The 13,753-nt window shown below is 59.9% G+C and carries 12 protein-coding genes; 8 read left to right on the top strand and 4 right to left on the bottom strand.

Going from position 1 to position 13,753, the window contains the following annotated elements:
* The 6 genes from NW815_RS05230 to NW815_RS05255 all read left to right on the top strand — a co-directional run.
* The coding region (locus NW815_RS05230) for an HD-GYP domain-containing protein (protein WP_414415777.1) at window positions 1–256 on the top strand (256 nt) is incomplete at its 5' end.
* Between the two features lie 44 nt (window positions 257–300).
* Window positions 301–591 (top strand): YlxR family protein, encoded by a 291-nt coding sequence (locus NW815_RS05235; RefSeq protein ID WP_414389580.1) that lies wholly within the window; start codon window positions 301–303, stop codon window positions 589–591.
* 396 nt (window positions 592–987) lie between these two features.
* Window positions 988–4,152 (top strand): translation initiation factor IF-2, encoded by a 3,165-nt coding sequence (gene infB / locus NW815_RS05240; RefSeq protein WP_414389582.1) that lies wholly within the window; start codon window positions 988–990, stop codon window positions 4,150–4,152.
* A gap of 126 nt (window positions 4,153–4,278) precedes the next feature.
* Window positions 4,279–6,108: a proline--tRNA ligase gene (locus NW815_RS05245; protein WP_414389584.1), complete on the top strand. Its 1,830-nt coding sequence runs from the start codon at window positions 4,279–4,281 to the stop codon at window positions 6,106–6,108.
* 21 nt (window positions 6,109–6,129) lie between these two features.
* Complete coding sequence (locus NW815_RS05250; RefSeq protein ID WP_414328900.1) at window positions 6,130–6,747, top strand: hypothetical protein; 618 nt, start codon at window positions 6,130–6,132, stop codon at window positions 6,745–6,747.
* 27 nt (window positions 6,748–6,774) lie between these two features.
* The gene (locus NW815_RS05255) at window positions 6,775–7,062 is read left to right on the top strand and encodes a hypothetical protein (RefSeq protein WP_011432754.1); all 288 of its coding nucleotides are present in this window, start codon (window positions 6,775–6,777) and stop codon (window positions 7,060–7,062) included.
* Between the two features lie 81 nt (window positions 7,063–7,143).
* On the opposite strand, the gene NW815_RS05260 is transcribed toward NW815_RS05255, so the two are convergent.
* Together NW815_RS05260 and NW815_RS05265 are read right to left on the bottom strand one after the other, a co-directional pair.
* Window positions 7,144–8,193: a hypothetical protein gene (locus tag NW815_RS05260; protein WP_238376920.1), complete on the bottom strand. Its 1,050-nt coding sequence runs from the start codon at window positions 8,191–8,193 to the stop codon at window positions 7,144–7,146.
* Between the two features lie 328 nt (window positions 8,194–8,521).
* Window positions 8,522–9,007: a hypothetical protein gene (locus NW815_RS05265; RefSeq protein ID WP_414415778.1), complete on the bottom strand. Its 486-nt coding sequence runs from the start codon at window positions 9,005–9,007 to the stop codon at window positions 8,522–8,524.
* 184 nt (window positions 9,008–9,191) lie between these two features.
* Here NW815_RS05265 and NW815_RS05270 point away from each other — a divergent pair, with 184 nt between their 5' ends.
* A complete protein-coding gene (locus NW815_RS05270; protein ID WP_011432750.1) occupies window positions 9,192–9,320 on the top strand; it encodes a hypothetical protein in 129 nt (42 codons plus the stop codon).
* Between the two features lie 407 nt (window positions 9,321–9,727).
* Here NW815_RS05270 and tkt read toward each other — a convergent pair whose 3' ends face one another.
* A complete protein-coding gene (gene tkt, locus NW815_RS05275; protein WP_414415779.1) occupies window positions 9,728–11,728 on the bottom strand; it encodes a transketolase in 2,001 nt (666 codons plus the stop codon).
* 174 nt (window positions 11,729–11,902) lie between these two features.
* On the opposite strand from tkt, the gene lipA reads away from it, so the two are divergent.
* Complete coding sequence (lipA, locus tag NW815_RS05280; RefSeq protein WP_414351939.1) at window positions 11,903–12,796, top strand: lipoyl synthase; 894 nt, start codon at window positions 11,903–11,905, stop codon at window positions 12,794–12,796.
* 91 nt (window positions 12,797–12,887) lie between these two features.
* Here the strand turns inward: lipA and NW815_RS05285 are convergent.
* On the bottom strand, window positions 12,888–13,753 hold an 866-nt coding region (locus NW815_RS05285), incomplete at its 5' end, for a dihydrolipoamide acetyltransferase family protein (protein WP_414415780.1).

Here is a 13,753-nt window from a genome sequence, read left to right on the forward strand (position 1 = left end):
CCACCACCACGAGCGTTGGGATGGCAGCGGTTATCCCGACGGCCTCAAGGGGGAAGAGATCCCCCTGGTGGCCCGCATCTTTCAGATCATCGACATCTACGACGCCCTCACCTCAGAGCGACCTTACAAGCGAGCTTTCACTGCTCAAGAGGCTATAGACATTTTGCGGGAAGAAACAGCCAGAGGGTGGCGGGATCCCCAGTTGGTGGAGTATTTCTTTGAGTTTCTGCGATCGCGGGCGCTGGATTTGGAGTAGGCTAGATAGGGCTTGCTTGTAGTGTACCAGCAGGATAGAGTCTCTTGCCGGGTGCCGATCCGCTGCGTCGTTGTGTAGGGTGTCGCCAGTTGTTTCCTCGCTCACAACTGTGGCGGCTGGTCAGACAATTTGATTCCCACCAAGTGCTTTTGGGCGAGGGTATGGGGCGCTCTGCCTATGTCTGTCGGCGGCTGGAATGTCTGCAAGCAGCCCGGCGCAAGCAACAGATAAACCGAGCCCTCAAGGCACCTGTGCCTGACTCGTTGTTCCAACGGCTGCTGGATTCTCTTGAGCAAGATTCCCAGGGACATCTCCTCCAAAAGCCTGAGCCTTAGAGGTATTCCCAATGTAGGTAAGATATTCAAAGCGCCTCTTCAGGTTCGCTAAGTTGCGAACCACACGGCAGCCCCTCTCAACTGTCAGAATGGGAGTTGGCTGGAAAACTGAGGCCAAGTGGGATGAACTGCAGAGAGGTTATTCTGGAGGCGCTGTTGACATTTGCTCGTTCTTCCTCGGTTGCTTTACTGGATGTCCCCTGTGGATGTTGCCAGAGCAGCTTCAGACCTGGGTTCCCTTCAGGCCGGATCTCTAGAGGATCGCCAAGCTGCTCTCGATGCGCCGGAGGAAGCCCCCGCAAGCCCGAAAGGTTCGGCTCAACCCAATAACTTGGTTCCCATTGAGTTTGGATAGTAAAACTGACGAGAAGTAAAGGAGCAGAGGCTAGCAGACGAATGACCGATAAAGTTCGAATTTATGATATTGCCCGTGAGATGGGGCGTGACAGTCGGGATGTGCTGGAGGTTTGTGAGCAACTGGGGATCCCTTTCAAAACCCACAGCAGCACTATTTCTCCGGAGCAAGCTGAGTTGGTGCGCAGCAAGCTGGGCGCCCCCCACATTGTGAAACCTCCTCGACCCCGGCCCAAACCCCCATCTGAAAGCCTGCCGCCGGAGCCTCCTGCTGAAGCCAAAGTCGGTGAGCGCCCTCAGCAGAAAGTTCCCGGCACCGCCAGCGCGATCGTCGGCATTCGTCGGCCCGCGCCTGCTCAGCAGCCAGCTCCAGTTGGCGAAGCCAAGACTGCTGAAACTCTGCCGGCTGCCAAGCCCTCGCTGTCTCGACCTGAGCGAGTCTCCCCCGAAAAGGGATCGGCTGGTGGTGCTCAGCTCATAGGCCCACCGCGGCGGCAGGTTACCCCTCTTGTCCGCTCGTCTGAGGCCACCCAAAAGCCGGAGACTGTTTCTCAACCGGCAACCCCTCCCACTCCCTCTGAGTCTGCCGCGGCCAAAGCCAGCGGCTCGGAACCCAGTCCTGTGGCCAAGCGCCCAATCGTACTCTCGCCCCCTCAACGAGCTACCTCCGGGACAAAACCGCCGGCAGAGCGGCCTGAACCGCCGCAAAAAGCTCCCGAGCCCAGTCGCCCCAGCCCCTCAGAAGCACCATCCCCCAGCCACGCCCGCGTTCCTCAGCCTGCGGAAGAAAAAGCTCCTTCTCCTCCACCTGCGCAGCGCCCCCGTCCACAACTGGTGAGCGCACCCGTTCGCCCTGGCACGCGCTCCCCGGCAACCAAAGAAGACAGTGTCAGCAGCGGCAAAGCCGGTGAAGCCCCTCGTCCGCAGCGGCGGATGGAATTGGTGGGGCCCCCTACCCGTCCTGTGGCCAAGCCGGCTCCCCCTGAGCCAGATGCCGTCTCTCCCTTGCCAGAGAGGATCCCTGGGGAACGTCCCAGCCCAGTGTTGGCGGAGGCTCCCGTAAGACCTACCCCACCCAAGGTCAAGCGCAAAACGGAAGAAGAAGAGGACGACGAGCTACAAGCTCTCAGTCGGCGGGCTGCCCGCGTCCAAGCCAAACGCAAACGCAGTCGGAGACGGGGGGAAGGAGATGGAGATGGTTTGGATTTGGATCCCATGACCATCATTTCAGCGGTCAAGCAGGCTGAGCTGAACGCCCTCAAGCCCTTGGCTCGCCCCACCGCCAAGCCTCCTTCCTATCGCCCACCCGCGGCAACGGCTGCTCCCCCTGCCCGCCCCCGCCCTGCTGCCCGTTTGCAGCAGCAACCTACCTCCGCTGAGGCTGGTGCTGCCGATCGCGCTAGCGGGACAGAGCCCTTGCCCGAAGAGAAGGTGTTGCTCTTGGATGGCAGCCTCACCGTTCAGGAATTGGCCCATCGCCTGCGCGTGGCCGAAACCGAGATCATCAAAACCCTCTTTTTCAAGGGGGTGATGGTGACCATCAACCAGGTCTTGGATGAGTCGCTGGCCGAGTCGGTGGCCAAAGAGTTGGGCTACGAGATTCGCCGGCCCAAGGCAGAACCCGAGGCTAAAAAAACCGAAATGCTGGACGTGGAGGACATCGACCATCTGGTCTCGCGTCCGCCGGTGGTAACCATCATGGGCCACGTGGACCACGGCAAAACCACTCTCCTCGATGCCATCCGCGACACCAAAGTGGCGCAGGGAGAGGCTGGCGGGATCACCCAGCGCATCGGTGCCTACCATGTGGATGTGAACTTTGAAGGCCAGAAGCGGCGCATCGTTTTCCTGGATACTCCTGGCCACCAGGCTTTTACCGCCATGCGCGCCCGGGGAGCCCGCGTCACCGACATTGCGGTTTTGGTGGTGGCCGCCGACGATGGGGTACAACCGCAAACTCTGGAAGCGATCAGCCATGCGCGGGCGGCTCAGGTGCCGATCATCGTGGCCATCAACAAGATCGACAAGCCCGGCAGCCAGCCAGAGCGCATCAAGCAGCAGTTGGCGGAGCACGGCCTATTGCCAGAGGAGTGGGGTGGCGACACGCCCATGGTGGAGGTGAGCGCTCTCACCCGCCGTAACCTGGATGCTCTGCTGGAGATGATCCTATTGGTGGCCGATGTGGCGGAGCTGCAGGCCAACCCCAATCGTCCCGCTCGCGGCACGGTGATCGAGGCCCACTTGGACAAAGCCCGCGGGCCAGTGGCCACTTTGTTGGTGCAAAACGGCACCCTGCGGGTGGGGGATACCCTGGTGGCCGGCGCAGTGCTGGGCCGGGTCAAAGCGATGATGGACGACCGCGGCCAGCGGTTGCAGGAAGCTGGGCCGTCTTCGGCGGTACAACTGCTGGGCTTGGATGAAGTCCCGGCAGCCGGCGATGAGTTCCAGGTTTACACCGACGAAAAAGAGGCCCGTCGCATTGCCCAAGAGCGGGCGGAGGTGCTGCGGCAAACCCGTCTACAACAGGCGCTGCTGTCTCGTCGCGTGAGCTTGGGTAGCGTTTCCGCCAAAGCCCAAGAAGGTCAGCTCAAGGAGTTGAACTTGATCATCAAGACGGATGTCCAGGGATCCGCCGAGGCCATTCAGACAGCGCTGCGGGATTTGCCCCAAGAGGAAGTCCAGTTGCGGGTTCTGCTGGCGGCTCCTGGCGAGATCACGGAAACCGATGTGGATTTGGCTGCGGCCAGCGACGCCATCATCCTCGGTTTCAACACCACCCTGGCCCCCGGCGCCCGCCAGGCTGCCGATGACAAGGGCGTGGATGTGCGGGAGTACGACATCATCTACAACCTGCTGGACGATCTGCGGGCGGCCATGGAGGGCCTGCTGGAGCCGGAAGAAGTGGAGGAGCCGCTGGGTCAGGCGGAGGTGCGCATGGTGATCCCCATCGGGCGCGGTGCGGTTGCCGGCAGCTATGTGCTCTCGGGCAAGGTGCAGCGCAATGCTCTGGTGCGAGTTCGTCGCAAAGGGGAGGTGGTTTACGAAGGTCGTCTCGACTCTCTGAAGCGCTTCAAGGACGACGTGCGGGAGGTGGCTGCGGGCTTCGAGTGTGGGATCGGCATCGACAAGTTCCAATCCTGGCAGGAAGGCGACATCATCGAGGTGTACCAGATGGTCACCAAGCGGCGGACGCTGGCCTCTGTCTAGCTTCATCAAGGCACTTCAGGTTGGCCTGCCGGTCAGGCCTGTGTTCTCGGGCAGAGGATCCCAGACAGGGAGGGAAAATTTGAGCTGATCGCGTAAGCGGGACGGAGTCCTCAGAGGGGGGAATGGATGCAACAGAGCCAGAGACTGAGCCAGATGCTGTTTGTAACGCTGCGGGAGGATCCCGTTGAGGCCGAGCTGCCCAGCCACAAATTGCTGCTGCGGGGCTGCTTTATCCGGCGGCTCTCCCCAGGGATCTACACCTATCTGCCGCTCCTCTGGCGGGTGCTGCAAAAGATCTCGGAGATTGTCCGGGAGGAGATGAACGCCATCGGCGCTCAGGAGTGTCTTTTGCCCCAGCTGCAGCCGGCAGAGATCTGGCGGGAGTCGGGCCGCTGGGAGGTGTACACCCAGGCGGAAGGGATCATGTTTGCCCTTAAGGATCGCCAGGGACGTGAGCAGGCCCTAGGCCCCACCCATGAGGAGGTGATCACCTTGCTGGCCCGGGATCTCATCCGCTCCTATCGCCAGTTGCCGCAGACGCTCTACCAGATCCAGACCAAGTTCCGGGATGAGATTCGACCCCGCTTTGGCCTAATGCGAGGGCGGGAATTCATCATGAAAGACGCCTATTCCTTCCACGCCAACGAGGAAAGCCTGCGCCAGACCTACCAAGATATGTACCGAGCCTATAGCCGCATCCTCAGGCGCTGTGGGCTGGAGTTTCGCGTGGTGGATGCCGATGCGGGGGCAATCGGGGGTCCATCGGCGGCCTCGCAGGAGTTTATGGTGCTGGCCTCTGCGGGAGAAGATGAGATTCTCTACACGCCCGATGGCTCCTATGCTGCCAATGTGGAGAAGGCCGTCTCCATCCCGCCGCCAGCGGCAGAGTCTCCCTACACCGCCTTCCAGGTTCTGGATACGCCGGGAACCGAAACCATCGAGAAGCTGGCCGCTTTCCTAAAAATCTCCTCTACCCTGATTGTTAAAAACGTCCTCTACCAAGCCCTCTACGACAACGGCCTGCGGGTGGCAGTGCTACTGAGCATCCGTGGGGATCAAGAAGTCAATGAGGTCAAACTGGCCAACCACCTCAGCCGCCTGGCAGAGCGCTACCAAGCCAGCAAATTGCTCAAGCTCGCCTTGGCCGATGCCGAGATCCAAAACAGTTGGCAGGGGGATCCCATCCCGGTGGGCTACATTGCCCCCGACTTGCCGGATAGCTGTCTGGGCCGGCAAAAAAACCTTGCCCCCCAGATCCTGCGCTTGGCCGACCAGACGGCAGCCCTGCTGCAGAACTTTGTGACCGGCAGCAACCACGTGGGGCAGCACGTGGTGGGGGCCAACTGGGGCGAGCAATATCCCCTGCCGGAAGTGGTGGATGTGCGCAAGGCACAGGCGGGGGATCGGTGTTTGCTCAACCCCGACCAGATCCTGGAAACGGCCCGTGGCATCGAGATCGGCCATATCTTTCAGCTAGGCCTCAAGTTCTCGCTGCCAATGCGGGCCACCTTTACCGACGAACAGGGATCCGAGCAGCCCCTCTGGATGGGCTGTTATGGCATTGGGGTATCCCGCTTGGCCCAGGCGGCGGTGGAACAGTCCCACGATGCCAACGGGATCATCTGGCCCGTGGCCATTGCCCCCTATCACGTAGTGGTGGTGGTGCCCAACATCTCCGACGCCGAGCAGATGAGCGTGGCGGAAAAACTGGTGCAAGATCTCGCTGCTGCCGGCATCGAGACCCTCTGGGATGACCGGGACGAGCGGGCCGGCGTCAAGTTCAAGGATGCAGATCTCATCGGGATCCCCTATCGCCTCACCACGGGGCGCAGCCTCAAACAGGGCAAGGTGGAACTCACCGAGCGGGCCAGCGGCCAAGCCACGGAAATTCCCATTGAAGAAGTGGTGACCACCCTGAAAGAGCGGATTGAAGCAGCCCTAGCTGTGCCAGACTGAGCGTGGTTTCTCCTGAACTCCATGCTGAACATCTCCATTCTTAAAGAAGACGAATCCTATACTTTTCGCTCTTATTTTGAGATGCCCTACGAGCCGGATGAAATCTTGGCTCAGTTTGGCTATCGACTGGAAATTGGGGAGTGGACATGGCCTGTTGCCCCTGCTCCACCTCAAACCCCAGTTTTGAAAGATCGGATCCGACAATTGTTACCTTTGGTTAGCCTCACCAGCGAAACAGCGCGGCGGGAATTGCTGGTGGCTCCTGTGCTGACCGAAGTGGCTCTCCATTGTCGAGTTCCTTTGCGGCTGGAGTATCCCCTGATGGTCAACAATTGGTTGAAGGGCAGCCTCGATTATCTGTTGCGAGGGAAGAACATCCTGCTGGTGGTTGAAGCCAAAAAGGACGATCTAACGCGGGCCTTTGTGCAAATGGCTGTAGAAATGATTGCCCTGGCGCAGGTGGAGCAGCAGGCTCAGATCTACGGTGCAGTGACGATGGGGTCTATCTGGCAGTTCGGACAAATTCTTGCCGATCAGCAGGTGATCAAACAAGACTTAACGCTGTATCGGGTACCTGAGGAGCTAGAAACCATTGCCGGCATTCTCACTGCCATGGTCAGCAGCCCTAGCCAATCGTGAATTAAAAGCGTGAATTAAAAGTAAGTCATGGATCGAAAAACAGTCTGGTTTGCCCTAAAATTGATGCTGGCTGCTGCCGGGATCAGCACAGCCATCAAGTATGGTGGCCCTTACTTGGCCTTGCCGGAGCAAATGCCAGTGGTGGTCGGGATGATCGTTTTGCCCACCTTGATCATGGCCGGGATCCTGTGGCGCTGGCAAATGCAGTCTCCTCTATCCAAAACTCCCCTACAAGCCGGCAAGGGATCCCTGGGAATTGAAGATGATAGAGCCTTCACCCCCAGCCCTTCTCCCAGGGGAGAGAGGGAAGTCTGAACTGCTGGACATGGAAGGCTGCCCAGATCCCTTGATGGGTGGGGGGAAGTCTATCGGGATGGGCTGGGATCCCTTGAACCCCTACTGCTGGGTAAGGCGCAGGGTTACCGTTGGGCTGGTTTGGTTGCCGGAAGTGGCCGTGAGATTCACCTGATACACCGTGCCAGAGGCCGGAATGGGAGGCCGAACGGTGATGGTGAAACGGCCCTGGGCATCTGCCTGCACAGTTTGGTTGGTCACGGTCTGTTGGGCGCTGATGATGCCGCCCAGAGAGGTCGAAGCCGTTACATTCACCCGCACCGAAGCATTGGGAGCTGTAGTGCCCTGCAGCGTAAACGAAGAGCCGGAAACCCGATCCCCATCCTGCAGGTTGGTGATCTGAGGCAAGAGGGGGCTGGGGGCGCTGACTGTAGCGGAAACCTCTTGGGTGGTCAGCCGCTGGATGCCCCCGGTGGCCCCTTCGATCAGGCGGGCCGGTTGTTCGGCGGTCATGAAGCGCACTTGGCCGCCATTTTCCAAGCGGGCGACGACGATCCCCTCACGGGTGGTATCTTTCGCCTCGATTAGGGCATTCACCACATAGGTGCCGCTGGAAACTTCCTGAGCCGGCAGGGTTTGCACTTGCCGTCCATCTTGGATGAGGTAAACCGTCACCCGGCTGGAAGGAGTGCCTTTGACGGTAACCAGCAGGATTTCCCCGGCTGCCAAGGGGCGACTGCCGGCATTGTGATCCACCAGGTCGATGGAAGCGCGGACAGGGCTACCCACGGTGAAGCTCCAGGTCACGCGGCGGGTCACCCCCTGGGTATTGGTGAACTCCAGCAAGACTTCCCGACGCCCCGGCGGCAGAGGTTGGGCAGGGCGATAGGTGAAGAAATCTCGGGTGATCACCGACTGGGACGTGACGTCTTGGCCATCCAGGAAAACCCTCACCGTTTCCGGACGCACGCTGACGCCATCTTGGCTGCGAAAAGAAGCCGAGATTGGCGAGGTGGGCTCAACATTGGTGGCCGCTTGAGCTGGGCTGGGATCCGTAATTTGCTGAGCCCTTGCAGGCAAGCTCGACAACCCCACAACCGCAGCACCGATCACCAAGGCCCGGGGAAACCAGGAATACAAGTTATCGCTCATGAGACCATCCGCAAGAAAAAATATAGAGTACAGGCGGACCGCACAGGCAAACAGAGTCCAGGAGAATATCGGCCTCGATATCCTGTTCGCATCCTGTCACAGGGGATGGCCCCTGTCGATACGCCTAAACCTCTGATTGGCTCCCCAATAGAGTCAATTCCAACGTCAAAACCGGGCAAAGTCAACTGCCATCTGCCGTGCCGGATCCCATGTCCATCCTGGCAAAATCCAGAAGATGACTGTAGGTGAGGATGTAAGGGATCCCTTTGATCAACTAACTTGTGTCGTGACCGCCGATCGCCGATCGATTTATGTCAGTTTATTGATATCAATTCACAAAAATAGCCCCTGTCTCTTGCAGATCGAGGCAATGATCGCCGGAGACATCGTTGACCAGCCGCACCTCTACGGTGATCACATTCAAGGGATTCACGCTCACCTGGTAGCCCACAGGAGCCAACATCGGCGTGTTGATGGCCATGCAGTTGGGGATCAGCAGGTTGCTCAGGCGCAACGTTTCGCCGGCAGGCAGTTCCGAGACTTTCTGGCGGGGATCGGTAAAGCCGTATTCCAAAGGCAGACCTGTGCGATTGCGGATCACCAGCTCGGCAGGTAGGTTGGGGTTAAAGCGGGCTACCGGGCGATCGAAGACCGATTGATCGACACCCACAGGCAGGCGCGGCAACGGCACTGTCTGAAAGGTAGGCTGAGCGGCAACCCAGAGGGATCCCTGCAACAACCCTCCGCCAACCCAGCCGCCCAGCAGAGTCGCCAACGTCAAAACCATTCTTTTGCTCCGTTCTGCATAGCTCATGGCTTTCGCCTCAGGATGTGCTTCCAGACTGGTGGGAGTTGGATCCCTTGCCTGCTTGTATTGTTCCCAAAAACGGCTGGCTGGGCCAGATGGCTGCTGTTTTTTCCAGGGTATGCCCCAACCAGCTAAGATCCCGTGGGGGGGAAGTTAAGTTAGAGTTGGCAATGCAAAGGGAGGCATGGCCATGCCAGCAGAACCGAAAAAGTCGGAGAAAAACTTCTCGTGGAAGGGCAGTGCCGACGCGGGCCGGGCGCTGACGATTTTGGCTGCCGTGGGAGCCGCGGTGATTTTACTGGCGGGGTTCCTACAGTAGGCAAACAGTAGGCAAAGCTGTTTGTGTCTGCAGCCGGCACAAGCACCTCAGCACAGCGGCGGAAGCCAAAGTTTCTTCTTCAAGGCGATTTCAAGGCGATGGTGGCAGCCTGCTCGACTTCCAACTTGCCTTCAAGGATCATCCCCGCCATGGTTGAAGATGTCCTCAAGGCAAAGGTGTTGTCTGCGGGGCAGGAAGCCGCCCTCGACTGCGTTCTCCGCCATGGCTGCCCTACAGAAAGAAGCAGATCCGGATGCTTTGGAAGTCCTGCTGATTGGTTGATGCGAGGTTCGCTACGCCTGTCCGGGTCACGCCGCTGGGCAGCAGGCTCAACAGGGAAAAAAGCCCAGCAGAGAAGGGATCCCTGCTGAGCCCCTTGAAAGCGCCGAGGAAGGGGTAAAGTGCCCTCAGCCCAGCAGCCGGCGGGCAGTGTTGAGCACGTTTTCCACCGTGAAGCCGAACTTCTCCATGCACACCGGGCCGGGGGCGGAAGCGCCAAAGCGATCGATGCCAATGGCCACCCCCTCAAACCCCAGGTACTTGTGCCAGCCGAAGGTGCAGCCTGCCTCGACGGAGACGCGCTTGGTGACGTTGGGGGGCAGAACGGAATCGCGGTAGCTCTGGGGCTGGGCCTCAAACAGCTCCATACAGGGCATAGAGACCACCCGCACGGCCCGGCCTTCCTGCTTCAGTTGGGCTGCAGCTTTCACCGCCAGCTCCAGTTCAGAGCCGGTGGCGATCAAGATCAGCTCTGGATTGGGGGCATCCACCACCACATAGGCCCCTTTGGCTACGCCTTCAACAGAGGTGCCCTCCACCGGGTTGACGGCTTGCCGGGTGAACACCAGCACAGAAGGGGTGGTCTTGGCTTCTAGGGCCACCTGGTAAGATCCCACCGTTTCGCGGGCATCCGCTGGGCGCAGCACATAGAGGTTGGGGATAGCCCGTAGGGAAGCCAGTGTCTCAATGGGCTGGTGGGTGGGGCCATCTTCTCCCAAGGCGACGGAGTCGTGGGTCATGACGTGCAGCACCCGCACTTGCGAGAGGGCCGATAGGCGGATGGCAGGCCGCATGTAGTCTGTGAAGATCAAAAAGGTGGCGTCGTAAGGGATGAGGCCTCCATGAAGCGCCATGCCGTTGGCGATGGCTCCCATGCCGTGTTCCCGCACCCCAAAGCGGAAGTTGCGCCCCTCGTAAGATCCGGCCTGAAACTCTGGGATCCCTTTTAAATAGGTCATGTTGGAGTGGGCGAGATCTGCGGATCCCCCCAGCAGTTCCGGCACCGCTTTGGCCAAGGCATTCAGACACAACTTGGAGAGGTTGCGGGTGGATTCTCTGCCGGTTTCGGCAATGGGCGCCAGGGCTTCTTTCCAGCCCACAGGCAGCTCCCCGGCCATGATGCGCTTGAACTCGGCGGCCTCTTCGGGGTAGGCCTTCTCGTAGGCGGCAAAGCGCTCGTTCCACTCCGCTTCGGCCTTGGCCCCTTTTTCGATGGCCTGGCGGAAGTGGGCCAGCACCTCGTCGGGAATGTAAAACTCCGGCTCCAGAGGCCAACCCAGGTTTTGTTTGGTGAGCTTCACCTCTTCCGGTCCCAAAGGCGCCCCGTGGACGCTCTCGCTGCCGGCCTTGTTGGGGGATCCGTAGCCGATGGTGGTCTCGACAATAATCAAGGACGGCTTGTTGGTGACTTCCTTGGCTTTCTGGATGGCCTCGGCGATCCCTTTCAGGTCGTGGTTGCCGTCGTCTACCTTTTGCACATGCCAGCCGTAGGCTTCATAGCGTTTGCCCACATCTTCCGTAAAGGCGATTTCCGTTCTGCCGTCGATGGAGATGTGGTTGCTGTCGTAAAGCATGATCAGCTTACCCAGTTGCAGGTGGCCGGCCAGAGAAGCTGCTTCAGAAGCCACCCCTTCCATGTTGCAGCCATCGCCCAAGATCACGTAAGTGTAGTGATCCACAATGGTGTAACCGGGCTTGTTGAAGCGGGCGGCCAGATGGGCCTCGGCAATGGCCAACCCTACCGCATTGCCCACCCCTTGCCCCAGCGGGCCGGTGGTCACCTCCACCCCCGGAGTTTCAAAGTTTTCCGGGTGGCCGGGGGTTTTGGAGCCCCACTGGCGGAACTGCTTAATGTCCTCCAGGCTTACATCGAAGCCGGTTAGGTGCAGCAGCGCGTACTGCAGCATGCAGCCATGCCCCGCCGAGAGCACAAAGCGATCCCGATCCACCCACTTGGGGTTGCGGGGGTTGAACTTCATGAACTGCTGCCACAGCACATAGGCCATGGGTGCTGCTCCCATCGGCAGGCCAGGGTGGCCGGAGTTGGCCTTCTGAACAGCATCCACCGCCAAAAAGCGAATCGTATTGATGGCAAGTTGTTCCAGAGAGGGAGGAGCAGCAACAACCATGTGGGATCCCTATCGCTCGACATTTGCTTTCCAGTATGCCGCGTTTTGGGTCGTGCTTCCGAGGCGCTAGGGATCAATTGGGCCGGGAAATTGGCTTTGTCCAAATTCAAGGGGGCCAAATGGCAGGCTAAGCTGAGTGATACCGTCGCCGCTGTTTCGTGCTGGAGCGCTTCTTTGACTGTTGTTTCTTCTTCTCCTGGCGGCAAACCCTCCTGGCTGCGGGCCAAGGCCCCTCAACGGGTGGGATCCGTCAAACAACTGCTGCGGGACTTGGGCCTAAACACGGTTTGCGAAGAGGCTTCCTGTCCCAACCTGGGGGAGTGTTTTGCCAACGGCACCGCCACCTTTTTGATCATGGGCCCGGCCTGTACCCGCGCCTGCCCCTACTGCGATATCGACTTCACCAAACGCCCTCTGCCCCTGGATGCCACTGAACCCCTGCGGGTGGCAGAAGCAGTGGAACGCTTGGGATTGCGCCATGCGGTGATTACGTCGGTGAATCGGGACGACCTGCCCGATGGGGGAGCCAGCCAGTTTGTGGCCTGCATTGCGGAAATCCGCCGCCGCATGCCCCAGACCACCATCGAGGTCTTGATCCCAGACCTATGTGGTAACTGGCAGGCGCTGCAGCAGATCTTGGCCGCCCGACCGACGGTGCTCAACCACAATACCGAAACGGTGCCCCGCCTCTATCGCCGTGTACGCCCGCAAGGGAACTACGAGCGCTCCCTCAAACTGTTGGAGTTGGCACGGCAATGGGATCCTGGCCTGTACACCAAGTCGGGGGTGATGTTGGGCCTGGGAGAAACTGCCGAGGAGATCTTGCAGGTGATGCGGGATCTGCGCCGGGCAGGGTGTGACATCCTCACGCTCGGCCAATACCTGGCGCCCAGCCCCAAACACCTGCCGGTGGAGCGCTACGTTCCCCCCGAAGAGTTCGACCATTGGCGACGGGTGGGAGAGGAACTGGGCTTTTTGCAGGTGGTGTCTTCGCCCCTAACCCGCAGCTCCTACCATGCCGAGGCTGTGCAAGAGTTGATGCAGCGCTTTCCCAGGAGGAGCTCCTGAGCGCTGGGGCCTCGCCGGCTGCCCGACCTTGTGGGTTGCGCGAGAGAAGAAACCTACTCTGAGATTGGCTCAAGGCCGGGTTTCAGGGCGGCTACAACGTCAGGGATCCCACCTTGTGCTCTATGAGCTGCGCCAGATCTTGCAGGAAGGCCGCTGCATGGGCGCCGTAGATGACACGGTGATCGCAGGTGAGGTTCACCTGCATTTGGGAACGGATGGCAATGGCTTTTTCCGGCGTCGCCACCACCGTGGGGCGAGAAGCGCCGATGGCCAAAATGGATCCCTGGTTGGGGGGCAAAATGGCATCGAAGCGATCCACCCCGAACATGCCCAGGTTGGAGAGGGTAAAGGTGCCGCTATTGTACTCTTCCGGCTGCAGTTGCTTGCGCCGCGCCCGCTCCACCAGATCCTTCCAACGGCGGGAGATCTCGTACAGATCGAGCCGGTTGGCCTGCTTCAAGACAGGAGTAATCAGCCCGCCATCCTCCATGGCCACGGCCACGGCGATGTTGATATCCGATTTGTAATGGATGCCGTTTTCTGTGTAGCTGGCATTCAGAAGGGGGTGCTTCTCCAGGGTCATGGCCACGGCTTTGACCAAGAGGGCCGTCAGGGTGACTCCTTTGGGCTTCACCTGTTGGTAGAGGTGATCCAGGCTATCGGTGGTGATGGTGTAGCCCACGTGGAACACCGGCACGCCAAGGCTGGCGTTCATGTTGCGCACCACCGCCGCTTGTAAAGTGCTGAGGGGAACCGTTTCTCCCAAGGGGACAGCCACAGGAGTTGGGGACGTAGGGGCTGGGGCAGAGGGGGCAGCCACTGCAGGAGCGGAAAGGGCCGCAGCTCGCTCCACGTCTTCGGCTATGATGCGACCGTTGGGGCCGGAGCCGCGCACGGTGCGCAGATCGATCCCCAGGCTCTCCGCCAGTTTTTTCGCCCGTGGAGAAGCCACGATCC

Source organism: Synechococcus sp. R6-7, assembly GCF_047461695.1.
In the GTDB taxonomy this organism is placed as follows: domain Bacteria; phylum Cyanobacteriota; class Cyanobacteriia; order Thermostichales; family Thermostichaceae; genus Thermostichus.

Bases quoted from the DNA above. Each gene is read 5' to 3' on its own strand.
- infB (WP_414389582.1), top strand. From the start codon at position 988: ATGACCGATAAAGTTCGAATTTATGATATTGCCCGTGAGATGGGGCGT.
- NW815_RS05245 (WP_414389584.1), top strand. From the start codon at position 4,279: ATGCAACAGAGCCAGAGACTGAGCCAGATGCTGTTTGTAACGCTGCGG.
- NW815_RS05250 (WP_414328900.1), top strand. From the start codon at position 6,130: ATGCTGAACATCTCCATTCTTAAAGAAGACGAATCCTATACTTTTCGC.
- NW815_RS05255 (WP_011432754.1), top strand. From the start codon at position 6,775: ATGGATCGAAAAACAGTCTGGTTTGCCCTAAAATTGATGCTGGCTGCT.
- NW815_RS05260 (WP_238376920.1), bottom strand. From the start codon at position 8,193: ATGAGCGATAACTTGTATTCCTGGTTTCCCCGGGCCTTGGTGATCGGT.
- NW815_RS05265 (WP_414415778.1), bottom strand. From the start codon at position 9,007: ATGAGCTATGCAGAACGGAGCAAAAGAATGGTTTTGACGTTGGCGACT.
- NW815_RS05270 (WP_011432750.1), top strand. From the start codon at position 9,192: ATGCCAGCAGAACCGAAAAAGTCGGAGAAAAACTTCTCGTGGAAGGGC.
- tkt (WP_414415779.1), bottom strand. From the start codon at position 11,728: ATGGTTGTTGCTGCTCCTCCCTCTCTGGAACAACTTGCCATCAATACG.